Here is a 22,718-nt window from a genome sequence, read left to right as displayed (position 1 = left end):
GCTGGCTGTGCTGCCGTCTTCGCGAGCAGGCTCGCTCCCACCCTGATCCTCTGCGAACACATCTCCGGCCCTCAACCCCTATCTCCGTGGGAGCGAGCCTGCTCGCGATGGCGGCGGATCAGCCACCGCAGGCGTTGGAGCCTTAACCTCGCTCTCGCGGAATCAAACTCTGCAGCTGCTGGGCCAGGAAGTTGGCATCAAAGACAAAGGTGTCGGGGTCTTTCAAGCCGTTGGTCTTGCGCCATTGCCAGTCGGTAGACGGCGGTTGGCACACCAGCGAAATACTGCCGTAGCGCGCTGCGGTCAGGCCCATCACCGCCAGTGAAATCAGGCCGCCAGCGCCCATCACTTCAGGCACGATTTCCACCGGCTTGCCGGCAATCTCGATGGTCAGCTTTTCAGTCTTGAAGGTGGAGGTTTCCACCGGCACGCTGGCCCCGAACGCCACATAATCCTCGCGGCTCACCTCCAGCAGGCCCGGACGCTTGACCGGCGCCAGCCACTGGTCGATCTGGTCGAACAGGCCACTGATACGCTCGGCCCACACCGCCGATTGGGTTTCAAACAGCTGCTTCTTGTGCGTTTCGCTTTCTGCGTAATGGGCAAGCATCTCACCCAGTTGCCGTACGTCGTCCATTGCGCTGTTCCTTGGGTAAACCTCTGTTGCGGGCACTGAGCATGGCAGATGCATGGCGCCGACGTACGACTAAACGCCGGCCATTTACACCGGGGCCATTTCACGGGCACTGTAGCGGGCCCATCCCCCTTCAACAGGAGCACCCCATGCGCACCATCGGCCTGATTGGCGGCATGAGCTGGGAGTCCAGCGCCGAATACTACCGCCTGATCAACCAGCAAGTCCGTGACCGCCTCGGCCCGCTGCGTTCGGCGCAGTTGCTGATGTACAGCGTGGATTTCGGACCGGTCGAGCAAGCCCAGCACGCCGGACGCTGGGGCGACGCCGCGCAGATCCTGGTGGACGCCGCCCGCAGGCTCCAGGCCGGTGGCGCCGAGTGCGTGGTGCTGTGCACCAACACCATGCACAAGGTGGCCGAGCAGATTCAGGCCGCGATCAGCGTCCCCTTCCTGCATATCGCCGACCCCGCCGCACAGGCCGCGGTCGATGCCGGCAGCCTGACCGTCGGCCTGCTGGGCACCGCCTTCACCATGGAGCAGGACTTCCTCAAGGATCGACTGACCGCCAGGGGCCTGACGGTACTGGTGCCGGAGGCCGCCGAGCGCCAGGCCGTGCACCGCATCATCTATGACGAGCTGTGCGTCGGCGTGATCCGTGACGAATCACGCGTCATCTATCAACGAGTGATCGACACCCTGGCGGCACGCGGTGCCCAGGCAATCATCCTTGGCTGTACGGAAATCAGCCTGCTGATCAAGCCCGAACACAGCGAACTGCCCCTGCTCGACACCACCGAACTGCATGCCCGTGCGGCCGTGGCCTTTGCCTTGGACGACTGACTCAGGGCGCCGTGAGCCGCCGGCGCACGCGTGCCATGCTCAGGGCTCCGGCTAGTTGACCGTCACGTAGCGCATTTGCAGCCATTGGCGGGCCACGGCAGGGTCGCTGTACAACGCGCTGATACCCTCAATATGAGCCTCGCTGAAATGTTCGATAGTTATGTTGGAATCGCTGCTCGACATGTGGGCATCCTTCCTTGAAAGAGCTTATGAAAGGTAAACGTCGGGATCGTTGACTGTAACCAGCCATTCACCCTGCCATCACACCTACATAACAGATCGCACACACAAACCTGAGTTTTATCGCTGATACGCCATAAATCGCTGCAATAAAAGCACATAACTCTTTACTGCCTCGCACTTCAAAATAACGCTATGTTTCGACTTCAGGAAGACCCCTTCTTATTAAAAAGGAATTAAACATGAGCACAAACCGAGAACGCTCCTTCATTGCACAAGTACGTTGTGACGAGATCGCCATGACTTTTTTCGGCAGCGACAGAATTCCGCCATCCCCCGGGGCAAACATCATCTCGACATTTGAAGCCTACAACCCCGTCACTGAAAGCATGGAGCCCCTGGGCAGCCGCAACCCGCCCATTCTCACGCTGTACTTCGAATACATCGATAATGCTTACCGCCTGCAAATCCTCACGCGTCCGTATGACAAGCAGTATGTCAGCAAAAATAGTGGCACGACCTTGATGGCGTCCCCCAAAATCGGTGGCGGCACAACGCTGTTCAATCTTCTGGATAGTAGCAACACCCTCATTACCCTGGATGACCTTAGTTCAGACAATGCCACCATCCACCTACAGATACGTCATGCAGGCATTATCAAAAAAGCACTCGGCACCCCTATCTACAAGTACTATTTCCACGACGCGATTGGTGATATCGCGACATTCAATCTAAGAATAATCGAAAGAAATGCATTAGCACCCGAAAGTGTCGACACCTACAATTAAAGCCCATAAGTAGCCGAACACTAAATGTAAAGTGCCAGCCCATGAAAAAGCCCCGCATCTCACGACACGGGGCCTTTTATTCAGCTAACGCTCAATCAGGCAGTGACAGGCACGACCGCTTGACCGCTCAACGCCAGGTCCAGCAACTCGCGGTTGGCCACCGCGTACATCGCGTAGTCCGTGCCGCTGGCGGCACGAATTTCCACCAGCATGGCGCGCCAGCGCTCGATCATGCCCTCGTTCTGCTCCATCCACAGCGCCAGGCGTGCTTCCACATCCTGGGTGCCGTCGCCCTGTTGCAGGACCGAGATGGTGATCGCCCGTTGCTGCCAGTCGACGTCATCGCGGAACGCTTCGCGCGCCAGGGCCTGCCAGTTGTTTTCCACCGGCAGTGCGCTGATCTGTTGCAGGTACCAGGTGATGTCCAGCCCGCTGCCCACGGCGAAGTAGGCCTTGGCCACGTCGGCCGCGTTCTGCCCGGTGACGTCCGAGGCTTCGATGATCGGCAGCAGGGTGTACAGGTGCGTGGTGCCCGCCACCATGCGCGCCAGCAACTCAGGCACACCGGCCGCCACGTAGGCCTGGTAGCGGGTCTGCCAGCCTTCGCGGGTCGGGCCTTCCAGCAGTTCGTCGAGCTTGAGGCCCAGGGCGGCCAGGTGCGGACCGAAATGCGCGACGTCACGGGCAGCGTTCTGCTCGTTGCGACGGCTGCGCAGGAACCAGCGTGTGGCACGGCGGCCCAGGCGCATCAGTTCGTCCATCAGCTCCAGTTGCACGTCGGCCGAGACCTGGTAGTCCAGGGCTTCGATCTGGCGGAACCAGTGCGGGAGATGGAAGATGTCCCGCACGATCACATAGGCACCGGCCACGTTCGCCGGGCTCATGCCCGTCGACTCCTTGAGGCGCTGAACGAAGGTGATGCCCATGTGGTTGACCAGGTCGTTGGCGATCTGGGTGCTGACGATCTCGCGCTTGAGGCGGTGACGCCGCATGGCTTCGGAGAACTTGCTCACCAGGGTCGGCGGGAACGCCGTTTCCATGTCGCGGGTCAGGTAATCGTCGTCCGGCACCAGGGAGCCCAGCAACTGCTCCTTGAGGTCGATCTTGCTGTAGGAGATCAACACCGACAGCTCGGCACGGGTCAGGCCGTGGCCGGCCGCAACCCGCTCGTTGAGCTGGTCTTCCGACGGCAGGAACTCGATGGCGCGATCCAGCTTGCCGCGGCTTTCCAGGTCGTTCATCAGGCGCTTGTACTCGGCAATCCGCTCGTAGGCACGGCGGGCTGCCAGGGACAGGGCCTGGGTCTGCTTGTAGTTGTTGCCGAGCACCAGGCCACCGACTTCGTCGGTCATGCTGGCCAGCAGTTGGTTACGCTGCTTGTCCGTCATGTCGCCGGCCTGCACCACTTCGTTGAGCAAGATCTTGATGTTCACTTCGTGGTCGGAGCAGTCCACGCCACCGGCGTTGTCGATGAAGTCGGTGTTGGAACCGCCGCCATTGAGGCCGAACTCGACGCGCCCCAGCTGGGTCATGCCCAGGTTGCCGCCCTCGCCCACCACCTTGCAGCGCAGTTCGTTGCCGTTGACGCGCAACGCATCGTTGGCCTTGTCGCCGACATCGGCGTGGCTTTCGCTGCTGGCCTTGACGTAAGTGCCGATGCCGCCGTTCCACAACAGGTCCACGGGCGCCTTGAGCAAGGCGTTGAGCAGTTCGGTCGGGGTCAGCTTGTCGGCCTGGATATCGAAGCGCTCTTTCATCTGCGGGGAAATCGCGATGCTTTTCGCGCTGCGGGAGAAGATCCCGCCACCCTCGGACATGATGCTGGTGTCGTAGTCCGACCAGGCCGAGCGCGGCAGGTCGAACAGGCGTTGACGTTCGGCGAAGCTGTTGGCCGGCGTCGGGTTCGGGTCGATAAAGATGTGCAGGTGGTTGAACGCCGCCACCAGTTGCAGCGTGTCGGACATCAACAGGCCGTTACCGAACACGTCACCGGCCATGTCGCCGACTCCGACCACGGTGATGCTGTCTTGCTGGACGTTGATCCCACGCTCGCGGAAGTGACGCTGCACGCCGACCCACGCGCCCTTGGCGGTGATCCCCATTTTCTTGTGGTCGTAACCGGCCGAGCCGCCCGAGGCGAATGCATCGCCTAGCCAGAAGCCGTAGTCGATCGCAATGCCGTTGGCGATGTCGGAGAAGGTCGCCGTGCCCTTGTCCGCCGCCACCACCAGGTACGGGTCGTCATCGTCGTGACGCACCACGTTGACCGGTGGCACCAACGCGCCGTCCTTCAGGTTGTCGGTGATGTCCAACAGGCCCGAAATGAAGAGGCGGTAGCAGGCGATGCCCTCGGCCGCGATCTCGTCACGGCTACCGCCCAGCGGCAGGCGACGCGGCAGAAAACCGCCCTTGGCGCCCACCGGCACAATCACCGAGTTCTTCACTTGCTGGGCTTTTACCAGGCCCAGCACTTCGGTGCGGTAGTCTTCTTCACGGTCGGACCAGCGCAAACCGCCCCGGGCCACGTTGCCGAAGCGCAGGTGCACACCTTCGACGCGCGGCGAGTAGACGAAGATCTCGAACTTCGGCACCGGCTTTGGCAGCTCTGGAATGGCATGCGGGTTGAACTTGAAGCTGAAGTAGGACTTGTTCTGGCCGTTGGCATCGGTCTGGTAGAAGTTGGTGCGCAGGGTGGCCTTGATCAGGTCCAGGTAGCGACGCAGGATGCGGTCTTCGTTGAGCACCTGGACATCGTCCAGGGCGGTGAGGATCGCCTGCTCCAGACGCAGTTGTTTGTCTTCCAGGTCCTCGGTCGACAGCTTGCGCGCCAGGTAGAAACGGGTCTTGAACAACCGGGTCAACTCGCGGGCGATATCGGTGTGGTTGTTCAGGGTGCTGGCGATGTAGCCCAGGTCGAAGCCCAGGCGGATCTGCTTCAGGTAACGCGCATAGGCACGCAGCAGCGCCACGTCGCGCCACGGCAGGCCCGCGGTCAGCACCAGGCGGTTGAACGCATCGTTCTCGGCATCGCCACGCACGATGTGGACGAAGGCGTCCTGCAGGGTGTCGTTGAGTTGCTGGATGTCCAGGTCCAGGCCTTCGGCGGCGGTGAACGCGAAGTCATGAATCCAGAACTCGCGGCCATTGGTGTGGCGCAGGCGATACGGGAACTCGCCCAGCACGCGCAGGCCGAGGTTTTCCAGGATCGGCAGCACGTCGGACAAGGCCAGCGGGGTGTCGGCGTGATACAGCTTGCAATGCAGCTCACGTTGGCCGGAGACCTGGCCCAGCGGCTGATAGAAGCTCATCACCAACGGGTTGTCTGGCGTCAGGCTCAGCAAGTGCTGCATGTCGACCACCGCCGAATGCGCGGCGAAACGCTCGCGGTAGCCGGCGGGGAAGCCTTTCGGGAAGTCCGCCAGGACCGCCGTGCCATGGGCTTCGCCGAAGCTTTCGACCACCAGGCTGGCGTAGTCGTCCTGCCAGCTGCGGCAGGCCTGCACCACTTCTCTTTCGAGCAGTGTGGTGTCGATGTCCAGGCGGTTCTTCGGATCGACCCGCAGGATCAATTGCACCCGCGCCAGTACCGACTCGGAGAAGAAGGTCCAGAACTCGCAGTCCGTGGCCTTGAGGCGATCCATCAGCACTTGCTGGATCTTCTGCCGCACTTCGGTGGAGTAGATGTCGCGCGGCACATACGCCAGGCAGTAGCAGAAGCGGCCGTAGGGGTCCTTGCGCAGGAACACGCGAATCTTGTTGCGCTCCTGGATCTGTACGATCGACATCACGGTGCTGAACAGTTCATCGACCGGGGTCTGGAACAGGTCGTCACGGGGCAGCACTTCGACCACCTGCGCCAGTTCCTTGCCCAGGTGAGCCTTGGCCTGGAAGCCGGAGCGGCGCTCGATTTCCTCGACCTTGCGGCGGATGTACGGGATGACCCGCACGCTCTCGCCGTACACCGAGGAGGTGTAGAGGCCCATGAAGCGGCATTCCTTGATGACCTTGCCATCGGCGTCGATTTCACGGATCGACACGTAGTCCGGGTACGCCGGACGGTGCACGCGGCTGGGGTGCGCGGCCTTGGCGAACGACAACAGGGTCGGCTCGCGCAAGTAATTGACGGCGTAGTCCTCGATGCGCAGGTCGTCAGCCGTGAGGCCGGCGCGCAGCAACTTGGTCAGGCCCAGGAACGAGTCCTGGTCGTACTCGATGTGGCCGCCATCGGCTTCATCGCGCACCACGAATTCTTCATAGCCCAAAAAGGTGAAGTGGTTGCCCACCAGCCATTCCAGGAAGCTCTTGATCTCGGTCTTTTCTTCCTGCGCAACCACGAACTGGCTGTTGTCCAGGCCGGTGAGCAGTTGCTGGACCTTGACCTTCATCGGCTCGAAATCGGCGACCGCCACCCGGACTTCACCGAGCACCTGCTCCAATTCCTTGCTCAGGACCGTCAACTCGGCGGCATTGGCGCAGCGGTCGATTTCCAGGTACATCAGCGACTCTTGCAGGATGCCTTCGCCCTGGGTGCCCTTGGGCAGGATCTCCAGCAACTCGCCCTTGGCGCCGCGACGCACGCTCAACACGGTGGTTTGCAGGGTGTGAATGCTGTAGCCGCGGCGGTTCAGTTCGGTGCGCACCGAGTCCACGAGGAATGGCAAGTCGTGGTGCAGCACTTCGACCGCGGTGTGGGTCGACTGCCAGCCGTGGCGTTCGTAATCTGGGTTGTAGACGCGCACCTGAGGGTGGGCGTGATCAAAGCGTTCAAGCAGGCGCCAGGCAGAAAGGGTGCAGCCGGCGAGGTCGGACAACCGGCGCTGGGTCAGTTCGTCGAGGGAAATGATGCCGAAGAATTGCTCAGCGAACAGCGCCACTTGTGGCAGTGCCTGTTCACTGATGTGCTGCGCCAGTGCCGCTTGCAGTTGGTGCTGGAAGTCGGCCTTGCTGGCTGCGGTGAAAAACGCCATCTGTGGTACTCCGCTTGGGCTTGTTATTGATGGAAGCGTCGCGTGTAAACCCCCTCCCGGGGCGATCTGTCACCTCAGGTCCTGACGCTCGGGCAGAGGTCGACAAGGTGGCAGCGGGTGAAGTTGGACCAGCGACTCAAGTCGCTCTCACCTTTACACGGATGGGCATCTGCAAAAGCGACTGCCGGATTCGTCAACAATGCCTTTACGGGTGCACATCCGTTGCGCAGCTTAACGAGTGCGACAATATGTCTGCTTGCGGTGCTGCGACATATTCGTTCATCAGCACGCAACGCACGCGGGGCGCATCGAACAACACTAGCAGCCACCGGGGAAAACGGCCGCTTTATGGGCGCAATTTCACTACACCCGCACCAGAAATGACTGACATACCGAGCCTCAGTCACAACACCAACCGAGCAGAAAAACCCCAGGACTGGCAAAATCACCGCCTACTGCCTTAACAGCGGCTCGCCGAGCCAGGAACCGACCATGCAACTGACCACCGCCCACCTGATCGCCAACCCTTGCGATGACGAAGAAGACAACCTGGCCATGCTCGCCTGCCATAGCAACCAGGGCGACATGTTCCTGATGACCCGCTACCCGGACGAGGACGAACTGGAAATCACCCTCGACGGCGAACCCTCGACCCTGGACGGGGTGAAAGTCACCTTCAGCCCTACCCGCCTGCTGATCGAAATCGCCGCCGCCGATGCCGACGCGCTGAATGGCGACGACCACCTGGAAATCTTCCACAGCACCGCGCCTGGCGACCTGGCCGAGGTGGAAGCGACCCTGCTGAACATTCTCAAGGGCACTGGGACGTACGTCAGCGAACTGGCCTGACCTCAAACAATGGTCGCGCCCCGGGTATCCGCTGATTCCCGGGACGTCAATTTATCGATTAAAAAGACCTTTCAAAGACTAAGTAAACATCACAAGCCATTGAAGCGAAAAGAAAATACTTTTCAAAATTAAAGCCCCAAACGCCCCATCAGGCAAACCCCACCCCCTCGCAAGATCCGCCCTACAAAAACATCGGAAGTTACGACTCTCTACGCACTGGAACACACATAAGCCCCCTGCTATTAATTAATGACTTGCGAAGAATCGCAGGTGCGGCACTCAATTACGATGGCCGATTATTAATAACAAGGAGCTACTGTCATGGGTAGAAAACGTACCGAAATAGTCATCATCCCAGCCTTTGAAATCCTCCAAGCTGGATTCCTAAACTCCGAAGCAAATTTTTTTGCATCGTTCTCTAGCTAACACTTAATAGCTATCCAACCAAGAGAGTCGAAAATTAATTTTCGGCTCTCTGAATCAACATTAGCCCTTTATATGTCCGAGCGCGAGTTCAGCCCATCAGAAGCATTATCAAGAATCGAAAATATTATTTCTTCCCTCAGCCTTACCTTCACAGCACAGCATGCGGACAGCAGCAAGCTTGTGGCTACCGCCGAACTTTTCGACAAAAATAACAACCTGGTAGATTCCGGTGCCGGGAAAGGTCCAGACTCACTTATTGGCGCGCTGGCTGAAAGCATTGAACACTTGAGCGCTTCCCAGCACATTCCTGACAATATCACTGTCAAACATTGCACCTTCATCGCCAAACAAAAAGCTGCCAAACACGATGGCTTCCTTAATAACCTGTCATCCAGAGATGACGCAATTGACACCTTCAAGCTAACAACCCTTGACAACTCGAAAGCTATTTTCGTCCCAAGTCTTCTTCTTTGTCCCGGGGCTATAGACGCCCCATCAAGCAACGTAGTTCTTAGCTCCCAGTTCCTGTCTCGCTACTCATCCAATTCAGGAACCGCATTTGGGTGCACTCAACCTGAAGCGCTATTGCACGGAATCCACGAGATCATCGAACGGCATACACTATCGTGTTTTTTCATGGCAATCTGTGCGTTCGGCCCGACAATGAAATTGTACGCCCCCTCCAAAGCGCTACTTGCAGCGTCACTTAAAAACAATCCTTCTGCCTTGGCGCTGGCTGACAAGCTACAAATCATCATTATAAAAGACCTAATGAATGTGTTTTTTTCTGTGGCATTACCGAAAAAAGGACCTGGGCATTTCCACCTATCACCTATTGGCTCAGGTTGCTCACTAGACATTTGCACAGCGGTGTAACGCGCAGTAACAGAGCAGTTCCAAGCCGACACATTGTATGATGACTCGCAAGAATTGCTTGATAGGAAAACCCTTGACTTGCTATCCACCTCAAAGGCCCTAACCAACCTCATAGATTTCAAACCTGTAAAAAACCTCAGCCTACCCTTACTTGACCTACCCTCAGAACGCATCACGACAAGTGTTCCATCACAATTAAAAACACTACTGCATAGCACCGCGCGTTCTGGAAAAACCATTTACCACAGAACCGTGATTGACTATCCGGACAACGGCATTGTTTGCCAAGCCTACATTCCGGGACTTGAACGATTTAACATCATTAGAGCCGGCCATCTTGTCGCACCTCAGAGAATTCTACGCCAACAACAAAAAACACCCTAACCGTGCAAGGGCCGTACAATGCAAACTTTAATCGCAACAGCCTGTAAAAACCACAGGATGTTATTGATAACAACAACCTTCACGATCATCGTACTAAAAATAATAGCCCTAGTACCACCTTGGTTACTGGGAGAAATAATTGACTCACTAAACAGCGATTCCCAAACATACCCAACGACATTAATATTACTGACTATAGGCTTCGTACTGGCTGGAGTCATTCAAGCACTTGCCAGCCCACTGCAAACATTTCTTTTATCTAAACTCGTACAGCAAACGGTAATGAAGGCGTCCATTAATTGGATTGCACAACTCATGCGCAAAGAGTTTATGCAATTCAGCTCATGGCGCACCGGCCACTTCATAAAGTCTATCGAGCGAGGAATCAATGCACACGAACAGTTGCTCACATTTTTCGTCACCATCGGATTCTCACTCTGCCTAGAATTTACGGTCATTGCAGTCGCATTTTTTTATATGGGCGGCATCAAAATATTTTTATCAATCTCAACTTTAGGGGTGATTTATTTATTCTTCTCTCACACGATCATCAGGTGGCGAAGAAAACATATTGACAGTGCCAACCAACATGAAGACGAACTAAGCGCCACCTTATTCAATACCTTGACCGCAGGAAAAACGATAAAACTAGAATGCGCCGAACCCACAGCAACACTCGTTTTGAATCGATCTTTTGAACAATATGCCAAGGCGGCAACAATCGTGGCAAGTTCTGGAGGATTTCTGAACGGGGCTAAAATACTGTTTATCAGTCTCTCGACGGGAGGAATACTGTACTGGGGTGTTAATGATCAACTGTCAGGCAGCCCCACCATCACCGTCGGACAATTGGTCGCCATCTTTTCTATTACCGGCAGTTTTTTACTCAACATCACTTCACTGACAGAAGGCTATCGGGTGCTTGATCAGTTTCTTGCAGACCAGCGTCGCCTTCAGCACTTACTGTCCTTACCAAACTTTGACAATGCCGATAGGCATGCTGATATCCCCCGGCAGAACGCTTCAACGCTGGTGCTGAATCCCTGCGTCGTGACAGACAAAGGTATCGTACAACTATCCATCAGCAAATCCGTTACATTCAAACAACAGCAAACAGTGGCAATTACGGGGCCCAGTGGTGCTGGAAAGTCAACTTTGCTCGAGGCTCTTGCAGGCTTGAATGCCTCGACGCGCAGCCAATTGAGCATCAACAATACCCCAGTTTCGCTGGTGAACGCGCAGGCCCACCTAAACGCCCTGAGGTATTGCCCTCAGATGCCGCAATTTATTGAGGGCCCGTTTATTAGATCGGTTCTGCTCGGTTTAGAGCCCTCACCACACCTGCACCAAGCCGTACAACGGCTGAACCTTGAAGGCATCGTTTCGCAACGAAATCTAAGTGAGGGCGCGTTGAATATTTCCGGTGGCGAAGCCAAGCGCCTTTCATTATTACGCCTGATAAACAAGCCAGGGACATTCAATTTGTTCGACGAGCCAAGCGCATCAATCGAGCCGAAACTAGTCACCCTTGTATGGGACTTGCTTTTTGAAACGTTCAGCGAGCGTGGGTTGATTTGTGTCACCCATGATGTCCAGAACCTCCATCGTTTTGATCGAGTGATCGTGATGCATAACGGCACAATCATCGACGAAGGTCCTTGGTGCGAGTTGGTCAATAGACCCGCGATCGCACTACTACTAAACCATCTGCAATCGGACGTGCAGCGCGAAGCTCCTCACGCCTGAATCCTTGACAAAAATAAGATGCACGGGCATTGTCCGACAACCTGATAAGCGAGCTTCCTACATGCTTGAGCTACAACGCCCCGACACATTGGTCGACCGGGTTGTCAGCGCCATCCGCGCCGAAATCGATTGCGGTCGCCTGGCCGCCGAGGCGCGCATGCCCACCGAACAGCAACTGGCCGAGCAGCTGAATGTCAGCCGTTCCGTGGTGCGCGAGGCAGTGGCTCAGCTCAAGGCCGATGGCGTGCTGATTGCCCGTCGCGGGTTGGGCTCGTATATCTCCAAGACCCCCAACGGCACGGTGTTCCGCTTCCCCAGCAGCAGTGGGCACCGGCCCGAGCTGGAGCAGATGTTTGAAATGCGCCTGTGGATCGAAACCCAGGCCGCGTCCATCGCCGCTCAACGCCGCGACGAAGCCGACCTTGTACGCATGCGCAAGGCCTTGCACGACATGCATGAGCAGCGCAGCGACTTTGCCGCTGCCGCCCTGGCCGACGTCGAGTTCCACCGGGCCATCGCCGACGCCAGCAAGAACGACTACTTCGTCGCCTTCCACGACTTTCTGCGTGGGCAACTGGCTTCGGCCCGGCAGACCGCCTGGGAAAACTCCGCCGCTCGCCTGGTGGGCGGTTCCGCCGACGCCAGCCGCGAGCACCAAGCGCTTTACCAAGCCATTGCCGACGGCGACCGAACGGCTGCCGCCGCCGGTGCCGAGGCGCACCTGCGGGCTTCAGCCAAGCGCCTGAACATCGACTTACCGACCATCAACTGAACCCCAAGACGCTGTACTAGATCCCGGGCGCTGCGCGACAGCGCCTTTTGTTCGAATGACTTAGTCTGACAACCTGATAAGCAGACCCTCAGATAAGAAAGACAAGGTGACACCTGCATGATCTACGACTACTGCATCATCGGCGGCGGCATCGTCGGCCTCGCCACGGCCATGGCGCTGCTCGAACGCCAACCCGGCGCCTCGTTGCTGATCCTGGAAAAGGAAGACGTCCTGGCCCGGCACCAGACCGGCCACAACAGTGGCGTGATCCACGCCGGCATCTATTACGCGCCGGGCAGCCTCAAGGCCGACCTGTGCAAGCGCGGCGCCCAGGCCACCAAGGAGTTCTGCACCGAGCACCAGATCAAGTTCGAGGTCTGCGGCAAGCTGTTGGTGGCCTCCACCCCGCTGGAAGTCACGCGCATGCATGCGCTGTATGAGCGCTCCAAGCAGAACGGCTTGAAGGTCGAACAACTGGACGCCAGCGAACTGCGCCAGCGCGAGCCCAATATCGTCGGCCTCGGCGGGCTGTTTCTCGATGCCACCGGGATCGTCGACTACAAGCAGGTGTGCCAGGCCATGGCCCGGGTGATCGAGGCCGCTGGCGGCGAGCTTTGCCTGAACACCACCGTCACGGCCATCCGTGAAACGGCGGACCACGTGACTATCTCCAGCCTGGACACGGTCTGGCAGGCCCGGCAACTGGTGGCGTGCGCCGGCTTGCAGTCCGACCGCCTGGCAACGCTGGCCGGGGTCAAGATCGACCACCAGATCATCCCGTTCCGTGGCGAGTACTACCAATTGCCCGCCGCCAAGAACCAGATCGTCAACCACCTGATCTACCCGATCCCGGACCCCGAGCTGCCGTTCCTCGGCGTGCACCTGACCCGCATGATCGACGGCAGCGTCACGGTCGGCCCCAATGCCGTGTTGGGGCTGGGTCGGGAGAACTACCGCAAGTTCTCGGTGAACTGGCGCGACGTGGCCGAGTACGCGCGCTTCCCGGGCTTTTGGAAGACGATCTGGAACAACCTCGGCTCCGGCACCACGGAAATGAAGAACTCTCTGTTCAAGCGTGGCTACCTGGAGCAGTGCCGCAAGTACTGCCCATCCCTGGACGTCGACGACCTGCTGCCCTATGAGGCCGGCATCCGTGCCCAGGCCGTGATGCGCGACGGCACGCTGGTGCATGACTTCCTGTTCGCCGAGACCCCGCGCATGGTCCACGTGTGCAATGCGCCCTCGCCGGCCGCGACCTCGGCCATCCCCATCGGCCAGATGATCGCCGAGAAGATTCTCAAGACCCGCTAACCCCCCAGCTCCTGAACAATAACTACAAAGACCCACAAGGAAATCACCGATGTCGGTACATCAAGACGCCCCGGCTGCCAACGAAACCCCGGGACAGAAAAAAAAGCGCCTGCGCAAGGTCGCCGCTGCCACCATCTTCGGCTCGATGCTGGAGTGGTATGACTTTTACCTGTACGCCACCATGGCGGCGATTGTGTTCTCGAAGATCTTCTTCGACGCCAGCGACCCAAAGACCGCGTCCCTACTGGCGTTCTCCACGTTTGCCATCGGTTTTATCGCCCGTCCCTTCGGCGGCATCTTGTTCGGTTACCTGGGTGACAAGTTCGGGCGCAAGCATGTGCTGGTCATTACCTTCTGCATGATGGGCGTGTGCACCACCCTCATCGGCCTGATCCCCAGCTATGCCTCGATTGGCGTGTGGGCACCGATCATCCTGGTGCTGGTACGCATCATCCAGGGCCTGGGCGCGGGTGCCGAGTTGTCGGGCGCGGCAGTGACCTCCTACGAGCACGCCAGCGAAGGCAAGCGCGGCAGCCAGGGCGCATGGCCGGCATTGGGGCTGAACCTGGGCCTGTTGCTGTCGTCGTTGACGGTCTACCTGCTGACCATGAACGGCAATGAGTTCCTGCTCTCCGGCGGCTGGCGCATCCCGTTCATCTGCAGCATCGTCCTGGTGGGTGTCGGCCTATGGGTGCGCAACAGCATCCCGGAGACCCCGGAGTTCAAGCAACTCGAAAAAGCCCCGGCCAAGGCCCAGGTCTCGCCGCTCAAGTTGCTCTTCAAGAACGACCTCAAGGGCTTGGGCGTGGTGTTCTTCGTCGCCGTCGGCTACAACGCGCTGAGCTACATCTTCAAGACCTTTTCCCTGGCCTACCTGACCCAGTACAAGGGCATCGAAGCCCATGTCACCTCGCTGTCAGTGACCATCGCCAGCCTGGTCGCCATCGTCGCCGTGCCGTGCTTCGGCTGGTTGTGCGACAAGTGGAGCAGCAAAGTGGTGCTGATCTGCGGTGGCTTCCTGTCGCTGCTGTTCGCCTACCCGTTCCTGGCGTTGCTCAACACCGGCGAGCCGATGATGATCTACCTGGCCATTGCCATCGGTACCGGCATCCTGGCGCCAATGATGTTCGCCCCGCAGGGTTCCTTCCTCAGCCGTCAGTTCCCGACCCAGACCCGTTCTTCGGGCTTCGGCACCGGGCGCGAGATCGGCACCGCGGTGGCCGGCGGCCTGGCACCCCTGGGTGGCCTGGCGCTGGTGGCGCATTCGACCACCCACTCCACCGATGGCGTGGCGGTGATCCTGGCCATCTCCGCCGTGCTGGTGGTGGTGTTCGCCCTGTGTGACCAGGGGCGCAAGCACTCCAGCTTCAAGAACTGATTGATCCGTCCGGCGTTCTCACGCCGGACATCCACCCTGGAGCGAGGCTTGCCTGCGAAAGCAGCAACCCTGGCGACATCGATGTTGAATGGGCGGGCCGGTTCGCGGGCAAGCCTCGCTCCTACGGACTCAACCCAGATCTCTGTGGGAGCGAGACCGGCTTGCCGGCGATGGCGGTGGGTCAGCCAATGCTGATGGCGCATGTGCCGGCCTCTTCGCGGGCAGGCCCGCTCCCACCCTGGTCCACGGCGAACACTCATCCCGTGTCAGGCCCGGATTCCTTGTAGGAGCGAGGCTTGCCTGCGAAAGCGGTCAGCCTGGCGACATCAATGTTGAATGGGCGGGCCGGTTCGCGGGCAAGCCTCGCTCCTACGGGCTGCCACTGCGTAATCACGATTATTTGAAGAATTTCCCAGGCGCCGTTAGTGGTCTGGGGCTCGGATGGATTAAAGTATCAGCCCCCGCCCGGGAGCTTCTACAAAGCCTTTGCCCGGCCTCCTTCCAGGAACATTCGACGATGGAACACCGTGAGGCGCTTCTTGCGCTGCGAACCTTTCTTTCAACGCAGATTCTCGGCCAGGAAAAACTCATCGAGCGCCTGCTCATTGCCCTGCTCGCCGACGGCCACATGCTGGTCGAGGGGGCCCCTGGCCTGGCCAAGACCAAGGCCATCAAAGAACTCGCCGAAGGGATCGAAGCACAGTTCCACCGTATCCAGTTCACCCCCGACCTGCTGCCCGCCGACATCACCGGCACCGAGATCTATCGCCCGGAAACCGGCAGTTTCGTGTTCCAGCAAGGCCCGATCTTCCACAACCTGGTGCTGGCCGACGAAATCAACCGGGCGCCGGCCAAGGTCCAGTCGGCGTTGCTCGAAGCCATGGCCGAGCGCCAGGTCAGCGTCGGGCGCAGCACCTACGAACTGTCGCCGCTGTTCCTGGTGATGGCCACGCAGAACCCCATCGAGCAGGAAGGCACCTACCCGCTGCCCGAAGCCCAGCTCGACCGCTTCCTGATGCACGTCAAGATCGGCTTCCCCGACGCCGCCGTCGAGCGGCGTATCCTGCAACAAGCCCGTGGCGAAGCGCTCAATGGCGAGACCAAGCCCGAGCGCCGGGTCAGCCAGCAGGCGATCTTTGCCGCGCGCAAGGAAATCCTCGGCCTGTACATGGCCGATGCGGTGGAGGAGTACCTGGTGCAACTGGTGATGGCGACCCGTACGCCGGCCAAGTTCGACCCGGAAATGGCCGAGTGGATCGCCTACGGCGCCAGCCCTCGCGGCTCCATCGCCCTGGACCGCTGCGCCCGCGCCCACGCCTGGCTGGCCGGACGCGACTTCGTCAGCCCCGAAGACATCCAGGCGGTGCTGTTCGACGTGCTGCGCCACCGCATCATCCTGTCCTTCGAAGCCGAAGCCGCCGGGATCGACCAGGACCGGGTGGTCCAGCGCATCCTTGACGTCGTAGCCGTCGCTTGACCCCGATGAATACACCTCCGGCCCCCGAACCGGGCATCCGCGCCAGCTTGAGCGAACTGATCGAGATGCGTCATCGCGTGCGCGAAGTGCAATTGTTTTCCACCCCCAGCCAACGCAGCCCGCTGATCGGCCTGCACCACTCCAAGTTGCGCGGACGCGGTGTCGACTTCGATCAGGTGCGGGTCTACCAGGCCGGCGACGACGTGCGCACCATCGACTGGCGCGTCACCGCCCGTACCCAGGAACCGCACACCAAGCTGTTCCACGAGGAGCGCGAGCGGCCGATCTTTATCATGGTCGAGCAAAGCCGGCGCCTGTTCTTCGGTTCCGGGCTGATGTTCAAGTCGGTGTTGGCCGCCCAGGCCGCCAGCCTGATCGGCTGGGCCGCGCTGGGCCACAACGACCGCGTCGGCGGGCTGGTCTACGGCGACAACGAGCACTACGAAATCAAGCCACGGCGCAGCAAGCAAAGCCTGCTGCAATTGCTCAACCGCCTGGTGCGGGTCAACCAGGGCCTGAACACCGAAAGCCAGCCCTGCGGCGATGACCTGGGAATGGCCCTGCGCCGGGCGCGCGAAGTGTTGCGCCCCGGCAGCCTGGTGATTGTGATCTGCGACGAGCGCGCCCTGTCCGATGGCGCCGAGCAGCAGATCAGCCTGCTGTCGCGTCACTGCGACCTGCTGCTGCTGCCGCTGTCCGACCCGTTGGACCACGCCCTGCCCGCCGCCGGCCTGCTGCGCTTTGCCGAGCGTGGCGCGCAACTGGAACTCGACACCCTGAACTTCGACTTGCGCCAAGCCTATCGCGCCCAGGCCGAAGCCCGCATCGCGCGCTGGGAACTGCTGGCACAGAAGCTGCGGGTGCTGCTGATGCCGCTCAGCACCCAGAGTGAAATGGTCGAGCAACTGCGCGAGTACCTGAACCCGCAGCGCCCGGGTAAAAGCCAATGAACAGCCTGGACCAACTGCAACCGCTGATGACCCCGCCGCCCATCGGCTTCTGGCCGCCCGCGCCGGGTTGGTGGCTGTTGCTGGTGCTGGTGCCGCTGCTCGGCCTGGCGCTGTGGAAGCTGCGCCGGTTCATCCCGGTCAAACGCAGCACCGTGCGGGCCGAGCAACCGCTGGACCCGCTGCGCGTCGCCGCGCTAGCCGAGCTGGCGCAAATGCCCAAGCCCTATGACGGCGCGCCCGCCGGCGCCTGGCTGCAGCAGCTCAACGGCCTGCTCAAGCGCCTGTGCCGCAACGATTACCCCTACAGCCAGAGCCACACCCTCAATGGCCGCAAATGGCTGGCGTTCCTCGACAACCGCTGCCCGGCCGCTGGCCTGACGCGCTGGATGATCCTGGTCGAAGGCGCCTACAAGCCCGAATGCAAACTCGACGACAAGGCCATCGCGGGCCTGACCCAAGCCGTCGACACCTGGATTCGCAAACATGTTTGAGTTCGCCTGGCCGTGGATCTTCGCCCTCCTGCCGTTGCCGTGGCTGATGCGCCTGGTGCTGCCGGCCGCCGACAGTGGCGAGCCCGCGCTCCAGGTCAGCTTCCTCGCTGACCTGGAAAACCTCGCCCGCCGCCGGGCCCGGGCCAACCTGCCCGGCTGGCGACAGCAGGCACCGTTCGTGCTCCTGTGGCTGCTGCTGTTGACCGCCGCCGCCCGCCCGCAATGGCTCGGCGAACCGCTGCCGATTGCCGCCAGCGGCCGCGACCTGCTGGTGGCCGTGGATGTCTCAGGCTCCATGGACTTTCCCGACATGCACTGGCAGGACGAAGAAGTCAGCCGCCTGACGCTGGTCAAGCTCCTGCTCGGGGACTTCCTCGAACAACGCGACGGCGACCGGGTGGGCTTGATCCTGTTCGGCAGCCAGGCCTACCTGCAAGCGCCGCTGACCTTCGACCGGCGCACCGTGCGCATCTGGCTCGACGAAGCGCGGATCGGCATCGCCGGCAAGAACACCGCCATCGGCGATGCGATCGGCCTGGCCCTCAAGCGCCTGCGCCAACGTCCGGCCCAGAGCCGGGTGCTGATCCTGGTCACCGATGGCGCCAACAACGGCGGCGAGATCGATCCGTTGACCGCCGCCAGACTCGCTGCCGAAGAAGGGGTGAAGATCTACCCCATCGGCATTGGCGCCGACCCCGAGCAAACCGGCGGCCTGGGCTTTCTCGGCGTCAACCCGAGCCTGGACCTCGACGAGCCGGCCCTCAAGGCCATCGCCGAGCTCACGGGCGGGCGTTACTTCCGGGCCCGCGACGGTGCCGAGCTGCAAGCGATCAAGCAAACCCTCGACCAACTGGAGCCCGTGACCCAGCAACCGACCCAGGCCCGCCCGGCCCAGGCGTTGTATAGCTGGCCACTGGCAGCGGCGTTGTTGCTGAGCCTGTTGCTGGTGATTCGCGAGCGCTGGCCGGACAACGTCCTGCAACGGTACTTTATCCGGGAGCACTTTCTGCAACAGCACCCTCAATGGCGCCAACGCCTGGCCCGCCTGCGTCTGCGGAGGCGTCGATGATCGACCTCTGGCCGCACTGGTTCCGCCCCTGGTGGTTACTGATCCTCCCCGTGCTGGGCGGGTTGCTGTGGCAACTGTGGCACCGGCAAAAACGCGCCGGGCGCTGGCAGATGATCCTGCCGCCGGCCTTCCATGCGGCGTTGCTCAGTGGCGGCAGCGGACGCGAAAGCAAGTTGCCGTGGGTCGCCCTCGGCCTGGGCTGGCTGCTGGCGGTGCTGGCGCTGCTCGGCCCGAGTTGGGAACGGGTGGAGCAAGCCGCCCACAAACCCGCCGACCCGCTGGTGGTGCTGCTGGAGCTGACGCCCGAGATGCTCGCCACCGACGTCGCCCCGACCCGCCTCGAACAGGCCAAGCGCAAGCTGCTCGACCTGCTGCAAACCCGCAGCGACGCGCAGACGGCCATCGTCGTCTACTCCGGCAGCGCCCACACCCTGGTGCCGTTGTCGGATGACCTGTCCACCAGCCGCAACCTGCTGGACGCCCTCAAGCCTTCGATCATGCCCGAGGTCGGCCACCGTGCCGACCTCGCGGTGGCCAAGGCCTTGACCCTGCTCGAACGGGGCGGGCTGGGTCAGGGCCGGATCCTGCTGATCGGCTCGTCCCTCACCGAACAGGAACGCCAGGGCATCCGCCAAGCCTTGCGCGGCCAGGCAGCGCAGTGGCTGATGCTCGGCATCGGCACGCGCCAGGGCGCACCCGTCACGGCCGAGGATGGCAGCTTCCTCAAGGACACCCAGGGCGCGATCCTCGTACCGCGCCTCGACAATCCCGGCCTCAAAGCCTTCGCCCATGAGCTGGGCGGACGCTACCGCCCGGCGCGCCTGAACGACAACGACCTGCGCGGCCTGGGCCTGCTCGACACACCCCACAGCCTGCGCGATGACGGCCAGACGCTGCGCCTGGACACCTGGGCCGACCAGGGTTACTGGCTCCTGTTGCCGCTGTTGCTACTGGCCGCCTGTGCCGGTCGCCGTGGCTGGCTGTTGTGCCTACCGTTCTTACTGTTGACGCTGCCGCAACCCAGCTACGCCTTCACGTTCAACGACCTGTGGCTGCGTCCCGACCAACAGGGCCTGCACCTGCTCAACCAGCAGCAACCGCTGGCGGCCGCCGAACACTTCGAAGACCCGCAATGGCAAGGTGTGGCGCTGTATGCCGCCGGCGAGTATGCCGCTGCCGCCGAGCGCTTTGCCCAGGGATCTGACGCCCGCGCCCACTACAACCGGGGCAACGCCCTGGCCAAGAGCGGCGAGTTGGAGGCCGCCATCGACGCCTACGAACAAGCTCTGGAGCTGCAACCGGACCTGCGCCCGGCGCTGGTCAACAAGGCGCTGGTGGAAGCGTTGATCACGCAACAGGCCCCCGAGCCCCCCCCGGCACCCGAAAAACCCCTCGGCGAAGAACCTCCGCAAGCCCCGCCACCGAGTGCCACCGCTGACCCCTCGGCCAGCGAAGGACATCCCGGCGAGTCGCAACCCAGCGCGCCCCATGAGCCCGCCGACAGCGAAAGCCCGGCACCCGCCGACAAGCCTGCCGAACCCGGCAATAATGAAGTGCCGGGCAGCGAACTGGGGGACGAGCAAACCACCACGCCGCCACTGGGCAGCCGCGACACCGACCTCAACGGCGAGCACCGCGAAGCCCTGGAGCAATGGCTGCGCAAGATCCCGGATGAGCCGGGCGAACTGCTCAGGCGCAAATTCTGGTACGAACAGCAACAACATCAAAATCAGGGAAAAACCCGATGACCCGCTTCACTGCTCTCTTGCTCAGCTTGCTGCTCTGGACGCTTGGCGCCCAGGCCGAGGAGCTGGTGGCCAGCGTCGACCGCAGCCACGTCAACTCCGGCGAGACCGTGGAATTGACCCTCGAAACCCACGACGTGACCCAGTTCGGCAAGCCGGACCTGAGTCCTCTTGAGGCCCAGTTCGAGGTGCGCGGTACCCGCCAGGTCAACACGCTGAACGACGCCCTCAACAACCAAACCCACGCGACCACCCGCTGGATCATCACCCTGCAACCCAAGCAGGCCGGCACCGTGACCATCCCGGCCTTACGCCTGGGCGAGCAGCACAGCCAACCCATCGAGTTGCAAGTCCTGGCGAGCCAGGTCCCGGACACCCCGGGGCAACTCACCCCGGTGTTCATCGAAGCCAGCCTGGATCACGACAGCGTGTACGTGCAGGCCCAGGCCATCCTGACCCTGCGCGTCTACCACTCCGTCTCGCTGTTCGACGACAGCAGCGTCAGCCCTTTGCAGATCGCCGATGCCCGAGTCGAGCAACTGGGCGAGCCGCGTACCTACGAAAAAGTCATCAACGGCCTGCGCCACGGCGTCATCGAAGTGCGCTACGCGATCTTCGCGCAACACAGCGGCGTGCTGGACATTCCGGCGCAGACCTTCAGCGCCACCCTGGTCAACACCCAGCCGACCACCGATCAGAGCGCCCAAGGCCCGAAATCCGGCAAGCTGATCCGCATCAGTTCCAGCGCGAGCACCTTGACGGTCAAGGCCAAGCCGGCCGAGTACCCCGCCGACACGCCATGGCTGCCCGCCAGCAGCCTGAGCCTGAGTGAAAGCTGGAACCCGGAGCCCGACCGCAGCCAGGTCGGCGATTCGCTGACACGCAGCCTGACCCTCAAGGCCGAAGGCCTGTCCAGCTCGCAGCTGCCGCCCCTGCCCGCCACGGACGTCAACGGCATGCGGCGCTACCCCGATCAGCCGCAACTGAGCAACCAGAGCAGCGAACGCGGCGTGATCGGCAGCCGCGAAGACCGCGAAGCCCTGGTGCCAACCCGCAGTGGCACCCTCGAACTGCCCCCGGTGGAAGTGATCTGGTGGAACACCCACCAAGACCACCTGGAACACAGCACCCTGCCGGCGCGAACCCTGCACATCCTCAACAACCCGAGCCTGGCGCTCGACACCCCGGTCGGCAACGTACCCGCGCCGGCACTGGACAATGGGCAGCTCTGGTACTGGAAACTCGCCACCCTGATCCTCGCCTGCACCACCCTGCTCGGCTTCGGACTGTGGTGGCGTGCGCGCTGGCAGCCGGCGATCCTGCGCGCCGCACAAACCGGGCCGAGCCCACGCACCCTGCTCGACGACCTCAAGCGCGCCAGCCAGGCCAACGACCCCCAAGCCACCCGCCAGGCACTGGACGCCTGGGCGCGGCAACAACCGGAAACCCTGGCCGACATGGCGGCGCGCTTCGTCCCGCTGTCCGACGCCCTGGACGGCCTGAACGGCGCGCTCTACAGCGAAACCGGCCAATCCTGGCAAGGCGACGACCTGTGGCGCGCCATCCGCGCCATCCCCACCGCCGAACACACCCAAGACCCCGCCACCGACAGCAGCCTGCCACCGCTCTACCCCAAATAGGCCATAGGGGCTCCCACTGGGTATCTGGGTGGGGCGCGAGTTATGTGCTCACTGGAGATCCCTTTGTGAGAGCGGGCTTGCTCGCGAAGTGGCCAGCACCGCCAACATCCCCACCGACTGACCCTCCGCTTTCGCGAGCAAGCCCGCTCCCACAAGGAAAGCTGGGCCAGGCGCAGAATCTGTGTTCGCTGAA

General features: G+C 61.3%; 16 protein-coding genes and 1 pseudogene. 14 read left to right on the top strand and 3 right to left on the bottom strand.

Going from position 1 to position 22,718, the window contains the following annotated elements; genetic code table 11:
* Positions 1-142: 142 nt before the first annotated feature.
* Complete coding sequence (locus BMW74_RS23915) at positions 143-637, bottom strand: hypothetical protein (protein ID WP_093426574.1); 495 nt, start codon at positions 635-637, stop codon at positions 143-145.
* 146 nt (positions 638-783) lie between these two features.
* On the opposite strand from BMW74_RS23915, the gene BMW74_RS23910 reads away from it, so the two are divergent.
* Positions 784-1,476: an aspartate/glutamate racemase family protein gene (locus BMW74_RS23910; protein ID WP_093426573.1), complete on the top strand. Its 693-nt coding sequence runs from the start codon at positions 784-786 to the stop codon at positions 1,474-1,476.
* Between the two features lie 57 nt (positions 1,477-1,533).
* On the opposite strand, the pseudogene BMW74_RS25585 reads toward BMW74_RS23910, so the two are convergent.
* Positions 1,534-1,659: pseudogene (locus tag BMW74_RS25585) on the bottom strand (GNAT family N-acetyltransferase); the annotation flags it as partial.
* Positions 1,660-1,898: 239 nt separating this feature from the next.
* Between BMW74_RS25585 and BMW74_RS23905 the strand changes: the two are divergent.
* Positions 1,899-2,444 carry a hypothetical protein gene (locus BMW74_RS23905; protein WP_093426572.1) on the top strand — a complete coding sequence of 182 codons (546 nt, stop codon included), beginning with the start codon at positions 1,899-1,901 and terminating at the stop codon, positions 2,442-2,444.
* A gap of 95 nt (positions 2,445-2,539) precedes the next feature.
* Here the strand turns inward: BMW74_RS23905 and BMW74_RS23900 are convergent, their stop codons facing one another.
* Complete coding sequence (locus BMW74_RS23900) at positions 2,540-7,411, bottom strand: NAD-glutamate dehydrogenase (RefSeq protein ID WP_093426571.1); 4,872 nt, start codon at positions 7,409-7,411, stop codon at positions 2,540-2,542.
* A 492-nt stretch (positions 7,412-7,903) separates the two neighbouring features.
* Between BMW74_RS23900 and BMW74_RS23895 the strand changes: the two genes are divergently transcribed.
* The 12 genes from BMW74_RS23895 to BMW74_RS23840 all read left to right on the top strand — a co-directional run bounded on the left by BMW74_RS23895 (position 7,904) and on the right by BMW74_RS23840 (position 22,525).
* Positions 7,904-8,260, top strand: a complete 357-nt coding sequence (locus tag BMW74_RS23895; RefSeq protein ID WP_093426570.1) for a hypothetical protein — start codon at positions 7,904-7,906, stop codon at positions 8,258-8,260.
* Positions 8,261-8,758: 498 nt separating this feature from the next.
* Positions 8,759-9,562, top strand: coding sequence for a YcaO-like family protein (locus tag BMW74_RS23890; RefSeq protein WP_139208464.1), 804 nt, complete (start codon positions 8,759-8,761; stop codon positions 9,560-9,562).
* A 402-nt stretch (positions 9,563-9,964) separates the two neighbouring features.
* Complete coding sequence (locus BMW74_RS23885) at positions 9,965-11,692, top strand: ATP-binding cassette domain-containing protein (protein ID WP_093426569.1); 1,728 nt, start codon at positions 9,965-9,967, stop codon at positions 11,690-11,692.
* Between the two features lie 61 nt (positions 11,693-11,753).
* Positions 11,754-12,464: a FadR/GntR family transcriptional regulator gene (locus BMW74_RS23880; protein ID WP_093426568.1), complete on the top strand. Its 711-nt coding sequence runs from the start codon at positions 11,754-11,756 to the stop codon at positions 12,462-12,464.
* A 117-nt stretch (positions 12,465-12,581) separates the two neighbouring features.
* Positions 12,582-13,775 (top strand): L-2-hydroxyglutarate oxidase, encoded by a 1,194-nt coding sequence (gene lhgO, locus BMW74_RS23875; protein WP_093426567.1) that lies wholly within the window; start codon positions 12,582-12,584, stop codon positions 13,773-13,775.
* A 49-nt stretch (positions 13,776-13,824) separates the two neighbouring features.
* A complete protein-coding gene (locus BMW74_RS23870; protein WP_093426566.1) occupies positions 13,825-15,153 on the top strand; it encodes an MFS transporter in 1,329 nt (442 codons plus the stop codon).
* A 517-nt stretch (positions 15,154-15,670) separates the two neighbouring features.
* A complete protein-coding gene (locus tag BMW74_RS23865) occupies positions 15,671-16,630 on the top strand; it encodes an AAA family ATPase (protein WP_003218556.1) in 960 nt (319 codons plus the stop codon).
* Between the two features lie 5 nt (positions 16,631-16,635).
* Positions 16,636-17,580: a DUF58 domain-containing protein gene (locus BMW74_RS23860; protein WP_093426565.1), complete on the top strand. Its 945-nt coding sequence runs from the start codon at positions 16,636-16,638 to the stop codon at positions 17,578-17,580.
* Positions 17,577-18,071: a DUF4381 domain-containing protein gene (locus tag BMW74_RS23855; RefSeq protein WP_093426564.1), complete on the top strand. Its 495-nt coding sequence runs from the start codon at positions 17,577-17,579 to the stop codon at positions 18,069-18,071. Before BMW74_RS23860 ends, BMW74_RS23855 begins: the two co-directional genes overlap by 4 nt.
* Positions 18,064-19,140 carry a vWA domain-containing protein gene (locus tag BMW74_RS23850; RefSeq protein ID WP_093426563.1) on the top strand — a complete coding sequence of 359 codons (1,077 nt, stop codon included), beginning with the start codon at positions 18,064-18,066 and terminating at the stop codon, positions 19,138-19,140. Before BMW74_RS23855 ends, BMW74_RS23850 begins: the two co-directional genes overlap by 8 nt.
* Positions 19,137-20,888, top strand: a complete 1,752-nt coding sequence (locus tag BMW74_RS23845; RefSeq protein ID WP_093426562.1) for a VWA domain-containing protein — start codon at positions 19,137-19,139, stop codon at positions 20,886-20,888. The genes BMW74_RS23850 and BMW74_RS23845 overlap by 4 nt, the downstream gene beginning before the upstream one ends.
* Positions 20,885-22,525, top strand: coding sequence for a protein BatD (locus tag BMW74_RS23840; protein ID WP_093426561.1), 1,641 nt, complete (start codon positions 20,885-20,887; stop codon positions 22,523-22,525). Before BMW74_RS23845 ends, BMW74_RS23840 begins: the two co-directional genes overlap by 4 nt.
* Positions 22,526-22,718: the final 193 nt, after the last annotated feature.

This window comes from Pseudomonas sp. ok272, from assembly GCF_900109995.1.
Lineage (GTDB): Bacteria > Pseudomonadota > Gammaproteobacteria > Pseudomonadales > Pseudomonadaceae > Aquipseudomonas.
This window is presented reverse-complemented; position numbering and strand designations above follow the sequence as displayed.

Coding starts and splice junctions, on each gene's coding strand:
- BMW74_RS23895 (WP_093426570.1), top strand. CDS start 7,904: ATGCAACTGACCACCGCCCACCTGATCGCCAACCCTTGCGATGACGAA.
- BMW74_RS23855 (WP_093426564.1), top strand. CDS start 17,577: ATGAACAGCCTGGACCAACTGCAACCGCTGATGACCCCGCCGCCCATC.
- BMW74_RS23890 (WP_139208464.1), top strand. CDS start 8,759: ATGTCCGAGCGCGAGTTCAGCCCATCAGAAGCATTATCAAGAATCGAA.
- BMW74_RS23905 (WP_093426572.1), top strand. CDS start 1,899: ATGAGCACAAACCGAGAACGCTCCTTCATTGCACAAGTACGTTGTGAC.
- BMW74_RS23860 (WP_093426565.1), top strand. CDS start 16,636: ATGAATACACCTCCGGCCCCCGAACCGGGCATCCGCGCCAGCTTGAGC.
- BMW74_RS23840 (WP_093426561.1), top strand. CDS start 20,885: ATGACCCGCTTCACTGCTCTCTTGCTCAGCTTGCTGCTCTGGACGCTT.
- BMW74_RS23880 (WP_093426568.1), top strand. CDS start 11,754: ATGCTTGAGCTACAACGCCCCGACACATTGGTCGACCGGGTTGTCAGC.
- BMW74_RS23900 (WP_093426571.1), bottom strand. CDS start 7,411: ATGGCGTTTTTCACCGCAGCCAGCAAGGCCGACTTCCAGCACCAACTG.
- BMW74_RS23885 (WP_093426569.1), top strand. CDS start 9,965: ATGCAAACTTTAATCGCAACAGCCTGTAAAAACCACAGGATGTTATTG.
- BMW74_RS23850 (WP_093426563.1), top strand. CDS start 18,064: ATGTTTGAGTTCGCCTGGCCGTGGATCTTCGCCCTCCTGCCGTTGCCG.
- BMW74_RS23870 (WP_093426566.1), top strand. CDS start 13,825: ATGTCGGTACATCAAGACGCCCCGGCTGCCAACGAAACCCCGGGACAG.
- BMW74_RS23910 (WP_093426573.1), top strand. CDS start 784: ATGCGCACCATCGGCCTGATTGGCGGCATGAGCTGGGAGTCCAGCGCC.
- lhgO (WP_093426567.1), top strand. CDS start 12,582: ATGATCTACGACTACTGCATCATCGGCGGCGGCATCGTCGGCCTCGCC.
- BMW74_RS23865 (WP_003218556.1), top strand. CDS start 15,671: ATGGAACACCGTGAGGCGCTTCTTGCGCTGCGAACCTTTCTTTCAACG.
- BMW74_RS23845 (WP_093426562.1), top strand. CDS start 19,137: ATGATCGACCTCTGGCCGCACTGGTTCCGCCCCTGGTGGTTACTGATC.
- BMW74_RS23915 (WP_093426574.1), bottom strand. CDS start 637: ATGGACGACGTACGGCAACTGGGTGAGATGCTTGCCCATTACGCAGAA.